The 12884-nt window shown below is 60.6% G+C and carries 14 protein-coding genes; 6 read left to right on the top strand and 8 right to left on the bottom strand.

What is annotated here, in order from left to right:
• Positions 1–6: 6 nt before the first annotated feature.
• The 6 genes from flgJ to BW43_RS11345 form a co-directional block, all read right to left on the bottom strand.
• Positions 7–1272, bottom strand: coding sequence for a flagellar assembly peptidoglycan hydrolase FlgJ (gene flgJ / locus BW43_RS11320; protein ID WP_032887857.1), 1266 nt, complete (start codon positions 1270–1272; stop codon positions 7–9).
• A gap of 10 nt (positions 1273–1282) precedes the next feature.
• Positions 1283–2371, bottom strand: coding sequence for a flagellar basal body P-ring protein FlgI (locus BW43_RS11325; RefSeq protein WP_081797739.1), 1089 nt, complete (start codon positions 2369–2371; stop codon positions 1283–1285).
• Positions 2372–2398: 27 nt separating this feature from the next.
• Complete coding sequence (gene flgH / locus BW43_RS11330) at positions 2399–3094, bottom strand: flagellar basal body L-ring protein FlgH (RefSeq protein WP_032887854.1); 696 nt, start codon at positions 3092–3094, stop codon at positions 2399–2401.
• A gap of 53 nt (positions 3095–3147) precedes the next feature.
• On the bottom strand, positions 3148–3933 hold the full coding sequence (gene flgG, locus BW43_RS11335; protein ID WP_032887852.1) for a flagellar basal-body rod protein FlgG: 786 nt from the start codon (positions 3931–3933) through the stop codon (positions 3148–3150).
• Between the two features lie 62 nt (positions 3934–3995).
• Positions 3996–4736 (bottom strand): flagellar basal body rod protein FlgF, encoded by a 741-nt coding sequence (locus BW43_RS11340; RefSeq protein WP_032887850.1) that lies wholly within the window; start codon positions 4734–4736, stop codon positions 3996–3998.
• Positions 4737–5008: 272 nt separating this feature from the next.
• Positions 5009–6571: a sigma-54-dependent phenylalanine hydroxylase transcriptional regulator PhhR gene (locus BW43_RS11345; protein WP_032887849.1), complete on the bottom strand. Its 1563-nt coding sequence runs from the start codon at positions 6569–6571 to the stop codon at positions 5009–5011.
• A 258-nt stretch (positions 6572–6829) separates the two neighbouring features.
• On the opposite strand from BW43_RS11345, the gene phhA reads away from it, so the two are divergent.
• The 3 genes from phhA (at position 6830) to BW43_RS11360 (ending at position 9276) form a co-directional block, all read left to right on the top strand.
• On the top strand, positions 6830–7621 hold the full coding sequence (gene phhA / locus BW43_RS11350; protein WP_032887847.1) for a phenylalanine 4-monooxygenase: 792 nt from the start codon (positions 6830–6832) through the stop codon (positions 7619–7621).
• A 105-nt stretch (positions 7622–7726) separates the two neighbouring features.
• Complete coding sequence (locus BW43_RS11355; protein ID WP_010208721.1) at positions 7727–8083, top strand: 4a-hydroxytetrahydrobiopterin dehydratase; 357 nt, start codon at positions 7727–7729, stop codon at positions 8081–8083.
• Positions 8083–9276, top strand: a complete 1194-nt coding sequence (locus BW43_RS11360; RefSeq protein WP_032887845.1) for an amino acid aminotransferase — start codon at positions 8083–8085, stop codon at positions 9274–9276. The genes BW43_RS11355 and BW43_RS11360 overlap by 1 nt, the downstream gene beginning before the upstream one ends.
• A gap of 126 nt (positions 9277–9402) precedes the next feature.
• Here the strand turns inward: BW43_RS11360 and BW43_RS11365 are convergent, their stop codons facing one another.
• The gene (locus BW43_RS11365; protein ID WP_032887843.1) at positions 9403–10212 is read right to left on the bottom strand and encodes a UDP-2,3-diacylglucosamine diphosphatase; all 810 of its coding nucleotides are present in this window, start codon (positions 10210–10212) and stop codon (positions 9403–9405) included.
• A gap of 134 nt (positions 10213–10346) precedes the next feature.
• On the opposite strand from BW43_RS11365, the gene BW43_RS11370 reads away from it, so the two are divergent.
• The 3 genes from BW43_RS11370 to BW43_RS11380 all read left to right on the top strand — a co-directional run bounded on the left by BW43_RS11370 (position 10347) and on the right by BW43_RS11380 (position 12494).
• The gene (locus BW43_RS11370; RefSeq protein WP_032887840.1) at positions 10347–11096 is read left to right on the top strand and encodes a helix-turn-helix domain-containing protein; all 750 of its coding nucleotides are present in this window, start codon (positions 10347–10349) and stop codon (positions 11094–11096) included.
• Between the two features lie 99 nt (positions 11097–11195).
• Positions 11196–12080, top strand: coding sequence for a DMT family transporter (locus BW43_RS11375; RefSeq protein ID WP_032887838.1), 885 nt, complete (start codon positions 11196–11198; stop codon positions 12078–12080).
• Between the two features lie 132 nt (positions 12081–12212).
• Positions 12213–12494, top strand: coding sequence for a hypothetical protein (locus tag BW43_RS11380; RefSeq protein WP_032887836.1), 282 nt, complete (start codon positions 12213–12215; stop codon positions 12492–12494).
• Between the two features lie 39 nt (positions 12495–12533).
• Here BW43_RS11380 and BW43_RS11385 read toward each other — a convergent pair whose 3' ends face one another.
• Positions 12534–12821 carry a SelT/SelW/SelH family protein gene (locus BW43_RS11385; protein WP_032888088.1) on the bottom strand — a complete coding sequence of 96 codons (288 nt, stop codon included), beginning with the start codon at positions 12819–12821 and terminating at the stop codon, positions 12534–12536.
• Positions 12822–12884 lie beyond the last annotated feature (63 nt).

Raw genomic sequence — 12884 nt, 5'->3', positions numbered from 1 at the left:
CAGACCTTATAAATGAGTGGTCGCGCCCGCGGCAGCGTAATTCTGATAACTGTTCATCGTTTTTGCGATCTGCGAAATCTTACTGGCGTAGGCCGGATCGGTGGCGTAACCGGCTTTTTGCAACTCGCGCACAAACTGTTCCGGGTTGTCGGCCGACTTCACAACTTCTTTATAGCGATCATTGCTTTGCAGCAATGTCACCAGGTCGTGGAAGCTGTCCTGGTAGGAGTCGTAGGAACGGAACTGCGCCGTTTCCTTGACCATCGCGCCATCGCGAAACTCGCTGGTGATCGCACGCGCCTGACCGCCCTGCCAACTCTGGCCGGCCTTGATGCCGAACAGGTTGTGACTGCTGCTGCCATCTTCGGCGCGCATCACCGATTTGCCCCAACCGGTTTCCAGGGCGGCCTGGGCCACCAGGTACTTCGGATCAATACCAATGCGCGCCGCAGCCGCCTTGGCCATCGGCAGCATGGTGGCGACGAATTCGTCCTGCGAACTGAACGCCTTCTTCGCCGGTGCCAGCGGCGGCTGGGCCACGGCGCGGCTGTAGATCTGCATACGGTCGCTGGGCACCGCAAAACTGCGTGCGGTGCTATTGACGACGTTGTCATCGGAGGCACTGTTACGCAGCGGCGCGGCCTTGGCCTCGGTCGCCACTTGGGTGCTCGGAACGATGCCGGCGAGCAGGCGATCGGTCAGCTTGCTTGGCAAGGCGATCCGGCGCTGGTTCATCAGCTCCATATCGTTGCTATGAGCAGCAGCGGCACCGGCCTGGGGCTCTGCCACGCGGTAAGCCCACAACGGACGCTGGCCATTGGAACGACCCAGCGGACCCTGAGCCTGGGTGCCGGCGGCAATTTCCGTCGGCACGTCGACTTTCTTAACCGGTTCAGCGGCTGCCGGGCCCTGCAAAGTGGCCGCAGCGGCGTCCACCGGTTTGTTCTTCTGCATCTGGCGCATCAGCACGTCGGCGAGGCCGATACCACCGCCCTCACGGGACAACGACACCGCCAGTTGCTGGTCGTACATCTCCTGATATTGCTTGGCCGCAGGCGTGTTCATCGGGTTGTCTTTGCCCAGGGCCTCGGTGGCCGAACGCATCGACTTGAGCATCTCGCTCAAGAACAGCGACTCGAACTCCTGCGCCACCTTGCGCATATTGCCTTCGCTGTTCTTGTCGTCGCCGACCTTGAGCTGGTTAAGCCGGTTCAAGTCGGAGTAAGACCCCGAGTCCGCCGTGCTGCTGATCCCGCTCTTGCGCATATCCATGGCCACGGCCTCAGATTACGATCAGGTCGGCTTGCAAGGCGCCGGCCTGTTTCAGGGCTTCAAGAATTGCCATCAAGTCGCCTGGCGCAGCGCCCACCTGGTTCACCGCGCGGACAATCTCATCCAACGTGGTGCCGGGGCCGAACTTGAACATCGGCTTGGCTTCCTGCTGAGCATTGACCCGCGAGCGCGGCACTACTGCCGTCTGGCCATTGGACAACGGCCCAGGCTGGCTGACGATCGGGTCTTCGGTGATGGTCACGGTCAGGCTGCCGTGGGTCACCGCTGCCGGCGACACCTTGACGTTCTGGCCGATCACGATGGTGCCGGTGCGCGAGTTGATGATGACTTTGGCCACCGCCTGGCCTGGGTCGACTTCAAGGTTTTCCAGGATCGACAGGTAATCCACACGCTGGCTTGGGTCCAGCGGCGCAGTTACACGGATCGAGCCGCCGTCGATGGCCTGGGCCACGCCAGGGCCGAGCATGTCGTTGATCTTGTCGACCACGCGCTTGGCGGTGGTGAAGTCGGAACGGTTGAGGTTCAGGGTCAGGCTGTTGCCTTGGTTGAAACCACTGGGCACGGTACGTTCCACCGTGGCACCGCCAGGAATGCGACCGGCCGATGGCACGTTGACGGTAATCTTCGAACCGTCACGACCTTCGGCGTCAAACCCGCCCACCACCAGGTTGCCCTGGGCGATGGCATAGACGTTACCGTCGATACCTTTAAGCGGTGTCATCAGCAGCGTGCCGCCGCGCAGGCTTTTCGAGTTACCGATGGAAGCCACGGTGATGTCCACCACCTGGCCCGGCTTGGAGAACGCTGGCAAGTCGGCACTGATAGACACAGCCGCGACGTTCTTGAGCTGCACGTTGCCCGAGCCCGCCGGCACCTTGATGCCGAACTGCGAGAGCATATTGTTGAAGGTCTGCAGAGTGAACGGAGTCTGGGTGGTCTGGTCACCCGTGCCGTTGAGCCCCACTACCAGGCCGTAACCGATCAACTGGTTGGAACGCACGCCGGAGATGCTCGCAATGTCTTTCAGGCGCTCGGCCTGGGCGACAGCGCTTAACGAAAGCAGGAGTGCGGCAGCCATCAGCTGTTTGAGTTTCAAAGTGGCCACCTAGAAAGGGAACAGCGGGCTAAGGAAGAAACGGTCGAACCAACCCGGCTGGCTCGCATCAGCAAACGAACCCGTACCCGAGTAGGTAATGCGTGCATCGGCAATCCGTGTCGACGGCACGGTGTTGTCGGTGGCGATGTCATCGGCACGGACCATGCCGGCGATGCGCACCAGTTCGTCACCGGTGTTGAGGGTCATCCACTTTTCACCGCGTACAGCAATGATGCCGTTGGGCAACACGTCGGCCACGGTCACGGTGATCGAACCGGTCAGTGTGTTGCCTTGCGCCGCCGCACTCTTGCCGTTGGTAGCACGGTCGCCGCTGTAGCCGGCATCGAGGCTCAAGTCACCGCTGCCCAATGGGTTATTGGTGTTCGGAACACCGCCGAACAGCGAGGACAGGCCAATGCTGGCCTTGCTGGTCTTGCCGATCTGCGAGTTGGCGTTCTTGCTGGCCTGGGTCCGCTCGTTCAGGGTGATGGTGATGATGTCACCAACCCGGAACGCCTTGCGGTCGCTGTACAGGTTCTGTTCGAAACCCGCCTGGTAGATCGAGCCATTGTTGGCCGCCGCCGGCAACGGCGTGCGCGGCAACACCGGCGCGTAGTACGGGTCATTGGGTTTGGGCGTCGGGGCGACACAGCCCGCGAGCACGGCAATCCCACTCAATGCCAAAACGGAAACATAGCGATTCATGACCCATACCTCACGGTGTTGCAGGCGCCTTCAAGAGCGCCCCATAGACTTGATTACAGATTCTGCGTTACGAACGAGAGCATCTGGTCGGCGGTGGAAATCACCTTGGAGTTCATCTCGTAGGCGCGCTGAGTGGTGATCATGTTGACCATCTCTTCAACGGTGCTCACGTTGGAGGTTTCCAGGGTGCTTTGCAGCGTGGTGCCGAAACCGTTCAGGCCAGGGGTGCCGATTTGCGGCGCGCCGCTGGAGGCGGTTTCCAGGAAAAGGTTATTACCCATGGCCTGCAGGCCAGCCGGGTTGATGAAGTCGGCGGTTTGCAGGTTGCCGATCACTTGCGATGCCGGGTTACCGGCCACGGTGATGGACACGGTGCCGTCGTTGCCGACGGTGAAGGTCTGGGCGTTGTTCGGGACGACGATGGCCGGCTCCAGGGCGAAACCGTTGGCCGTCACGATCTGACCGTTGGCGTCCAGGTGGAACGTGCCGTCACGGGTGTACGAAGTGGTCCCATCCGGTTGCAGGATCTGGAAGAAGCCCTTGCCGTTGATAGCCATGTCGAGCGGCTGGCCGGTTTGCTGCAGGTTACCGGCGTTGAAGTTCTTCTGGGTGCCGACGATTTGCACACCGGTACCCAATTGCAGGCCCGACGGCAATTCGCTGTCCTGGGTCGACTGGGCGCCTGGCTGGCGCTTGATCTGATAGAGCAAGTCCTGGAACTCAGCGCGGTCACGTTTGAAGCCCGTGGTCGACACGTTGGCCAAGTTGTTGGAAATGGTGGTCAGGTTGGTGTCCTGGGCGGACAGACCTGTTTTGGCAACCCATAGAGCCGGAAGCATGGTGTTCTCCTTCGTGCGCCTGTTTGTTGGCGCCGTTTAGCAAATTAGTGAGTGAGCGCTGATCAGCTCATCTGCATGACGCGAGTCATGGCCTGGTCGTCTTCTTTGGCGCTGTTCATCATCTTGATGTGCAGCTCGAACTGCTTGGAAAGCGCCAGCACTGCCGTCATTTCTTCCACGGCATTGACGTTGCTTGCCTGCAGGAAACCCGAGGTCAGCTTGACACTCGCATCGGCCACGGCCGGCTGGCCATCTTTGGTGTGAATGGTGCCATCGAGGCCTTTATTCATATTCTTCAGGTCGGGCTGGACCAGCTTGATCCGGTCCACTTCAGCCATCACCCGTGGGCCTTCGCCCATGGCGCGGATGCTGATGGTGCCGTCGGAACCGACTTCGATCTTCTGCTGGGGCGGCACGGCAATCGGGCCACCGTTGCCCATGATCGGCATGCCGTTACCGGCGCGCAGCACGCCCAACGCATCGACGTTCATGCTGGCGCTGCGCACATAGGCTTCGCTGCCATCCGGGGTTTGCACCGCCATCCAACCGTCGCCGTTGACCGCCACGTCCAGATCACGACCGGTTTCGATCATCGCGCCGGGGGTGAAGTCGGTGGCTGGACGTTCGGTCAGGGCAAACGCCCGCGCCGGAAAGCTGTCACCGAACACCGGCATCGAACGCGCCTGTTCCAGGTCACGTTGAAAGCCGTTGGTGGAAATGTTCGCCAAGTTGTTGGCATGGGCCTTCTGCGCCAGAGCATTCTGGCTGGCGCCGGTCATTGCCACATAAAGGTACTTGTCCACATTCTTTCCTCTTTCTGACGCAGGCTTGCCGCCCACCGCTGTACTGATGAGGCTTAAGCAATTTGCGAACCAACTTTTAAAAAAAGGGGAAAGACCAGGCAGGACGGGGGTTTGCGTTGAGTCAGCAGGATTTGAAGGACTGGGGATAGTCGAAAAAACGGCGGACTACTGCCGCTTACGGCAACGACGTAGATCAAATGTGAGAGCGAGCTTGCTGTGGTGAGCGGGCTTGCCCCACGCCGGGCTGCGAAGCAGCCCCCCAACCACACAGGTTATTTATCAGCCTTCAGAATTTCGTAATCGCGCAACTTATTGGCGATGGTGGTGTGCGATACCCCCAGCCGCTTGCCCAACTGCCGGCTGCTCGGGTGCTCGGCATACAGGCTCTCCAGCACCGCCTTCTCGAACCGTCCGACGATCGCCTCCAACCCACCCTCCAGGGAAAAATCGCCAAGCGGCTGACGCACGCCATAATCCGGCAAGCGAATATGCTCGGCCTTGACCGTCCCGCCCTCGCACAACGACACGGCCTGGAACAGCACGTTTTCCAACTGCCGCACATTGCCCGGCCAGTGGTAGTGACTGAGTCGCTCCATCGCCGCCGGCGCCAGCTTGGGCAGTGGGCAGCCGATCTGACGGCTGGCCTGGTCAAGAAAGTGGTCAACCAACGGCCCCAGCCCATCAAGGCATTCGCGCAGTGGTGGGATGTGCAACGACAGCACGTTGAGGCGGTGATAAAGGTCCTGGCGGAATTCGCCACGGGCGCAGAGTTCGGACAAATCCACCTGGGTTGCGCAGATCACCCGCACATCCAAGTACACCTCCTCATCACTGCCCACGCGACGGAAGCAACCATCCTGCAGGAAGCGCAGCAATTTCACCTGCAAGCGCGCACTCATTTCCCCCACGCCATCGAGAAACAACGTACCGCCCGCCGTCAGCTCCAGCAGCCCGAGCTTGCCTTCGGCCCGCGCGCCTTCGAACGCACCGGGGCCGTAGCCAAACAACTCGGTCTCAGCCATCGACTCCGGCAGACCAGCACAATTGAGCGCCATCAGCGGCGATTGCCCACGGGGGCTGGCCAGGTGGCAGGCGCGGGCCAGCAGTTCTTTGCCAGTGCCGGTTTCGCCTTCTATTAATAGCGGTGCGTCCAACGGCGCCATGCGCCGGGCTTCACGTACCACCGCCGCCATGACTTTGGAGCTTTGGAAGATGCTGTCAAAGCCGCGCAGTTCCTGCTTGCGCACGTTGTAGATGCGCTCGCCCACGCGGTCGGCGCGGTGCAGGGTCAGCACGGCGCCAGCCATGGCCTCGCTGTCGTCGTGCTCGGAGGATTGCAGTGGCGCTATGTCCGCCAGGAACACGTCACCCTTGACCTTGACCCGCAGACCATTGATCCGCGACTTGCTCGCGCGCACCAGTTCCGGCAAGTCGAAGTCCTCGGCGTAGCGCGACAGCGGAATGCCCGGCACTTCGTCCACGCGCACCCCGAGCAACTGCGCCGCCGCGCGGTTGGCGGCGACAATGGAGCCGCCCATGTCGATGGACAGCACTGGAAACTCCAACGCACCGAGCAAGGCATTGAGCTCCATGTGCCGGCGCTCGCTGGGCATCAGCCCTACCCTTTTCACGCCAAACACCCCGGCAATGGCTTCGAACTGCGGACGTAATGCCTGGAACTGCATGTTCACCAGGTTCGGACAAAACAGGTAAATGGCATTTCCATGCTCACCACCGACCTCGCCCTTGGCGACGTTGACGCCGTACTCCACCAACAGATTGAGAATGTCCCGCAATATGCCGATGCGGTTTTGGCAGTGCACTTTGATACGCATGAAAGGGCCCGAAAAAGTGGGTAGGCGCCGCGTCTTTTTGTCACTGGGCGCAGATAGTCGTCAAGATTATGTGACAGCTTATGTGCTTTTCACAGCCCAACGGCGCGATGAACCACACAAGCGTAACGATTACTTTACGAAAATCGGTATTTTTTCCTACAAGATCCGGTCACAGACAGATGGAATCCTGCTCCACGCGGGTTATCAATAGGTTCATCGCAGGACATAACAAGAACGAATGCCTAGCAGGAGAGCCGTATGAAGCAGACGCACTACGTGGCCCGCGAGCCCGATGCGCAAGGTTTTATCCACTACCCGCCGGAAGAACACGCGGTGTGGAACACTTTGATCACGCGCCAGTTGAAAGTGATCGAAGGCCGCGCTTGCCAGGAATACCTGGACGGTATCGACAAACTTGGCCTGCCCCTGGACCGCATTCCACAGTTGGGCGAAATCAATAAAGTGCTGGCCGAGACCACCGGCTGGCAAGTGGCCCGGGTCCCCGCGCTGATCCCCTTTCAGACCTTCTTCGAATTGCTCGCTAACAAGCAATTTCCGGTGGCGACCTTTATTCGTACCCGTGAAGAACTGGACTACCTGCAAGAGCCGGATATTTTCCACGAGATCTTTGGCCACTGCCCACTGCTGACCAACCCCTGGTTCGCCGAATTCACTCACACGTACGGCAAGCTCGGCTTGGCGGCCAGCAAGGAGCAACGGGTGTACCTGGCGCGCCTGTACTGGATGACCATCGAGTTCGGCCTGGTGGATACGCCCGAGGGTCGGCGCATCTACGGTGGCGGGATTTTGTCGTCGCCCAAGGAAAGCGTGTACTGCCTGTCGGACGAGCCCGAGCACCAGGCCTTCGACCCGCTGGAAGCGATGCGCACGCCGTATCGCATCGACATCCTCCAACCGCTGTATTTCGTACTGCCCAACCTCAAGCGCCTGTTCGAAGTCGCGCAGGAAGACATCATGGGCATGGTCGAGCGCGGTATGCAGCTTGGGTTGCATGCGCCGAAATTCCCGCCAAAACCCAAGGCCGCGTGAACCGTGGCTTTTAAGGCCAGGTGAGTCTGTTCCCTGGCCCCGCGTTGCTTTAGGGTGACGCCACTGACGACCGTTTTTAGACACTCGAATTCAGGACACCACCACATGACCACCTTGAACCAAGCCCACTGCGAAGCCTGCCGCGCCGATGCCCCACAAGTCAGCGATGAAGAATTGCCAGTGCTGCTCAAGCAGATCCCAGACTGGAACATCGAAGTCCGCGACGGCGTGATGCAGTTGGAAAAGGTTTTTCTGTTCAAGAACTTCAAATTCGCCCTGGCCTTTACCAACGCCATGGGTGAAATCTCCGAAGCCGAAGGCCATCACCCGGGCCTGCTCACCGAATGGGGCAAAGTCACCGTGACGTGGTGGAGCCACTCCATCAAAGGCCTGCACCGCAACGACTTCATCATGGCCGCGCGCACCGACGAAGTGGCCAAGGACGCCGAGGGCCGCAAGTAATGCATTTCGATGCCATTGGCCGCGTGCCCAGCGACCCGATCCTCGGGCTGATGGACCTGTATGCCCAGGACACCAACCCGAACAAGTTCGACCTCGGCGTGGGCGTCTATAAAGATGATCAGGGCCTGACGCCGATTCCCCATTCAGTGAAGCTCGCCGAACAGCGCCTGGTTGACACCCAAACCACCAAGACGTACATCGGCGGCCACGGTAATGCAGCGTTCGGCACATTGATCAGCGAGCTGGTCCTCGGTGCCGATTCTGCACTTATCCGTGAACGCCGGGCCGGCGCCACGCAAACCCCGGGTGGTACCGGTGCTTTGCGCCTCAGTGCCGACTTCATCGCTCATAACCTTCCAGGACGCGGCGTGTGGCTGAGCAACCCGACCTGGCCAATCCACGAAAGCATCTTTGCCAAGGCCGGGCTCAAGGTCAGCCACTATCCGTATGTAGGCGCCGACAACCGCCTGGATGTGGAGGCGATGCTAGCGACCCTTTCCACCGTGCCAAAAGGTGATGTGGTGCTGCTGCACGCGTGCTGCCACAACCCCACCGGGTTCGACCTGTCCCAGGATGACTGGCGCCACGTGCTGCAGATCGTGCGCGAGCGCCAACTGCTGCCACTGATCGACTTCGCCTACCAGGGCTTCGGCGATGGCCTGGAGCAGGACGCCTGGGCGGTGCGTTTGTTTGCCAGAGAGTTGCCGGAAGTATTGGTCACCAGCTCGTGCTCGAAAAACTTCGGCCTGTACAGCGACCGTGTTGGCGCGCTGATCGTGTGCGCTGCAGACGCCGAGAAGCTGACGGATGTACGCAGCCAACTGGCGAATATCGCGCGTAATCTGTGGTCTACGCCGCCGGACCATGGTGCGGCAGTGGTCGCGACTATCCTCGGTGATGCCGAGCTGAAAAAGCAGTGGAGCGAGGAAGTCGAAGCCATGCGTGCGCGGATCGCGCAGTTGCGTTCCGGACTGGTGGAGGCGTTGGCGCCCCATGGTTTATCGGAGCGCTTTGCGCACATCGGCGCACAACGCGGGATGTTTTCCTATACCGGTTTGAGTGCCGAGCAGGTCAAGCAACTGCGGGAAAAGCACAGCGTGTATATGGTCAGTTCGGGGCGAGCCAACGTGGCGGGTATTGATGCGACACGCCTGACACTCCTGGCCGAAGCCATCGCCGACGTATCCAACTGACGAAACCGGGACTGAAAATGTGGGAGGGGGCTTGCTCCCGATGGCAGTGGGTCAGTGACAGGTGTACTGGCTGACACTCCCTCATCGGGGGCAAACCCCCTCCCACATTTTGACCGAGTACACCCTTCAGTTGGCGACCATCTCGGCTTTCAGCAGCGCCTCTTTCGCCTGCGCGTCCGCCAACCGATACAACTCGATACTCCCATCCCAGTGCTCGATCAATGCCGTGCACGACTCCACCCAATCCCCGCAGTTGAGGTAATCCACCTCGCCCACTTTGCGAATCTCCGCATGGTGGATATGCCCGCACACCACGCCGTGCAACTCGCGTTTGGTCACCTCATGGGCGATGGCTTCTTCGAAATCGCTGATAAAGCTCACGGCCGTTTTGACCTTGTGCTTCAGATACGCCGACAACGACCAATAGCCGTAGCCATACCGCGCACGCCAATGATTCAACCAGCGATTCAACGTGAGGGTGAATTCGTAGGCAGAGTCGCCGAGGAATGCGAGCCAGCGGTGATAACGGGTGATCACATCAAACTGGTCACCGTGGATCACCAACAAATGCCGGCCATCGGCGGTGACGTGCACTGCTTCATCGACCAACTGGATATTGCCCAGAATCAGCTTGGAATAGCGCCGCAGGAACTCATCATGGTTGCCGGTGACGTAGATCACCTCGGTGCCGCGCTTGGCCATGGTCAGCAGGCGACGGATTACGTTGGTATGGGCCTGGGGCCAATACATGCCGCCGCGCATTTTCCAGCCGTCAATGATGTCGCCCACCAGGTACACCTTGTCGGCGTGGTACCCCTTGAGGAATTGCGACAAATGTTCGGCCTGACAATCCCGGGTGCCCAGGTGCACGTCGGAAATCCACAGGGTACGTACCCGTTGCTTGCGGCTGGGCTTGGTGAACTCGGCACTGGTCATGGGCATCACTCGACGCTGTTTTCGCGAGCTTGCGCCATAGCGATTAATAGCCCATGACAACTGTGCGTCAGTCTGATGACAACGCTCGGTGTTCGCGAAGCGTTGTAGACTGGCGACCTGCATAGGAGACCGCGATGAGACCGACCCTCACCCTGCGCCACTACCTCGAAGCGCCCATCGCCCATAGCCATGAACATGCGCAGTTGGTGTTCGGCCTGTCCGGTCATCTGGACCTGGAAGTCGATGGCCGTGGCAGCCAGGTGCGTGAAAGCAGCGTGATGGTCCTGCCCTTCTCTGCCCACCATGCCTGCGGCAGTCGCGATGGCAGCCGCTGCCTGGTGCTGGATGTGCCCACGGAGCATTGGGTGCTGCAATCGTTGGGTGAACACGCTGATGCAAGCCGCCGCTTGCTGGATCAACCGGCGCGCCTGGCGTTGGATTCGCGACAACACCAACTGGTGCAATGGCTGGCCCACAGTCCGGTGGATGACCCACTGATCGTGCAACAGGGCGCGGTGCTGTTGCTGGCCAGCCTCAATCATTCACTGGCCCAACCGGTACTTGGCCGGCGCCTGCCGTATGCGGCGTTCAATACGCATATAGAGCGCCACGTCGCCCATCCGCTGCAGGTCGCCGACCTTGCGCGGATTGCCGGCCTGTCGGTGGCGCGCCTGCATGCGCGCTTTGTGACCGAGTGCGGCCAAACACCCATGGATTACATCCGCAGCCGTCGCCTGCAACTGGCCCTGAACCTGCTGCGCGAAACGCCATTGCCCATCGGTGAAATCGCCGAGCGTGTCGGCTACACCTCTCAAAGTGCCTTTGCAGCCGCTATGTTGCGCGAGTTTGGCGCCTCTCCCGGCGCGTTGCGGCGCTCGACATAGGGCGAGGCTGGCGCTAAAAATCGCGAGCTGCGCGACAGACGTGCGCAGTAGCACCCTCTAGACTGCGGTCCTGTCACTCCCGTTGGTTCAAGGATCGCAATGACTCCCCGTTCAGCCCTCGGCGCCCTGCATATCGGCGCACTGATGTTTGGCCTTACCGGCGTATTCGGCAAGCTGGCGGCCGCCTCACCGGCCATTATCGTATTCGGTCGCGCCGCATTTGCCGTGATTGCCCTGGCAGTGTTTGCGCGCTTCGTCAGCAACGCACCCTGGAAAACGCTGGAACTGCGCGACTGGAAACGCCTGCTGGTCAGCGGCGTGTTGCTGGCCGCACATTGGGTGACGTTCTTTATGGCGGTCAAAGTCGCTGGCGTGGCCGTCGCCACGCTCGGGTTCACGGCGTTTCCGGCGTTTACCGTGATCCTTGAAGGACTGATCTTCCGCGAGCGTATCCGCGCCAATGAAGTCGTGTTGGTGGCGCTGGTTACCGTTGGCCTGGTGCTGGTGACGCCGGACTTCAACCTGGCCAGCGAAGCCACCGGCGGCCTGCTGTGGGGCATCGCGTCGGGGCTGCTGTTCTCTTTACTGTCGCTGAACAACCGTGCCAGCTCCGGGCGCATTCCTGCCGTACAGGCAGCCCTGTGCCAGAACGTGGTCGTTGCGGTGTGCCTGTTGCCCGTGGCCGCGCCGGGGTTGGCAGATGTGCGTGCGCTGGACTGGTTGTGGATCGGCCTGCTAGGCGTGTTCTGCACAGGCTTGGCCCACAGCCTGTTTGTCGCCAGCCTCGCAGTAATCAAGGCGCGTACCGCCTCCGTGGTATTTGCCATGGAGCCGGTCTACGGCATTACCGCGGCCTGGCTGCTGTTCGCCGAAACCCCGACGCTGCGCATGCTGCTGGGGGGCGCGCTGATCATCGTCGCCATCGTGCTCTCAGGGCTGATGGGCAGCGCCAGCCAGGCCAAACAGCCGACTGCAACGACCTGATCTATACTTTAAACATCCGCAACAGTCTGGAGTCGTTCAACGGATAACTGACCGCTCGACGACAGCCTTGGTGTGCCCTGCAGTTGCTGCAAGCGAGTAGTCACTCCTTAAACGCGATGCAGAGGCTACATCATGGAAATGTTTATCAGCTTACTGGTTCAAATCATCAGCGGTGCCGTCGGCGGCAATTTGGCCGGCATGACCAAACAAAGCCTGGGGACCGGGCTCAATACCATGCTGGGCGGTGTCGGCGGGCTTGTACTGGGCCAGATAGTGACGGCGCTGGCGGGCGCTTCGGGCGGTGAGGCGCTGGATGTGGCGGCGGTCGGCAGCAATATTGTCGGCGGCGGCGTCGGAGGCCTGGTGCTGACGTGGGTCGTGGGCTTCATCAAAAGCAAAATGGCCGCCAAGTAGCGGCCTCCATCAGTCACCGTCAGCCGATGGCGGTGACCTTCACTGTGTACGGTCGTTGTGCCCCAGGTCACGCTGCGGGTCGATCTGATCGCGCACGCGCTGCTTGAGCACCTTGGCCTCAGGGAAACCACCGTCAGCCTTGCGCTCCCAAAGCTGCACGCCATCGCAGGTGATACGAAACGCGCCGCCAGTCGCTGGCTCCAGCGACACTTTGCCCAGGTCATCGGCAAAGGTGCTTAACAGTTCCTGAGCCAACCACGCGGCGCGCAGCAGCCACTGGCACTGGGTGCAATAGGTGATAACGATCTCGGGTTTGCTGACGGACATCATTTGACAAGTTCCTGGCATGACGAGTGATGAGGATCGAGTGGCTATAATACCGGCCTTTAT

This window comes from Pseudomonas sp. RIT357, from assembly GCF_000632245.1.
GTDB classification, from domain to species: domain Bacteria; phylum Pseudomonadota; class Gammaproteobacteria; order Pseudomonadales; family Pseudomonadaceae; genus Aquipseudomonas; species Aquipseudomonas sivasensis.
Note: the sequence above shows the minus strand (reverse complement) of the source record. Positions and strands in the feature narration are given on the sequence as shown.

Excerpts from the sequence above, each read along its gene's own strand:
- flgJ (WP_032887857.1), bottom strand. The coding sequence starts at position 1,272 with ATGGATATGCGCAAGAGCGGGATCAGCAGCACGGCGGACTCGGGGTCT.
- BW43_RS11325 (WP_081797739.1), bottom strand. The coding sequence starts at position 2,371 with ATGGCTGCCGCACTCCTGCTTTCGTTAAGCGCTGTCGCCCAGGCCGAG.
- flgH (WP_032887854.1), bottom strand. The coding sequence starts at position 3,094 with ATGAATCGCTATGTTTCCGTTTTGGCATTGAGTGGGATTGCCGTGCTC.
- flgG (WP_032887852.1), bottom strand. The coding sequence starts at position 3,933 with ATGCTTCCGGCTCTATGGGTTGCCAAAACAGGTCTGTCCGCCCAGGAC.
- BW43_RS11345 (WP_032887849.1), bottom strand. The coding sequence starts at position 6,571 with ATGCGTATCAAAGTGCACTGCCAAAACCGCATCGGCATATTGCGGGAC.
- phhA (WP_032887847.1), top strand. The coding sequence starts at position 6,830 with ATGAAGCAGACGCACTACGTGGCCCGCGAGCCCGATGCGCAAGGTTTT.
- BW43_RS11355 (WP_010208721.1), top strand. The coding sequence starts at position 7,727 with ATGACCACCTTGAACCAAGCCCACTGCGAAGCCTGCCGCGCCGATGCC.
- BW43_RS11360 (WP_032887845.1), top strand. The coding sequence starts at position 8,083 with ATGCATTTCGATGCCATTGGCCGCGTGCCCAGCGACCCGATCCTCGGG.
- BW43_RS11365 (WP_032887843.1), bottom strand. The coding sequence starts at position 10,212 with ATGACCAGTGCCGAGTTCACCAAGCCCAGCCGCAAGCAACGGGTACGT.
- BW43_RS11370 (WP_032887840.1), top strand. The coding sequence starts at position 10,347 with ATGAGACCGACCCTCACCCTGCGCCACTACCTCGAAGCGCCCATCGCC.
- BW43_RS11375 (WP_032887838.1), top strand. The coding sequence starts at position 11,196 with ATGACTCCCCGTTCAGCCCTCGGCGCCCTGCATATCGGCGCACTGATG.
- BW43_RS11380 (WP_032887836.1), top strand. The coding sequence starts at position 12,213 with ATGGAAATGTTTATCAGCTTACTGGTTCAAATCATCAGCGGTGCCGTC.
- BW43_RS11385 (WP_032888088.1), bottom strand. The coding sequence starts at position 12,821 with ATGTCCGTCAGCAAACCCGAGATCGTTATCACCTATTGCACCCAGTGC.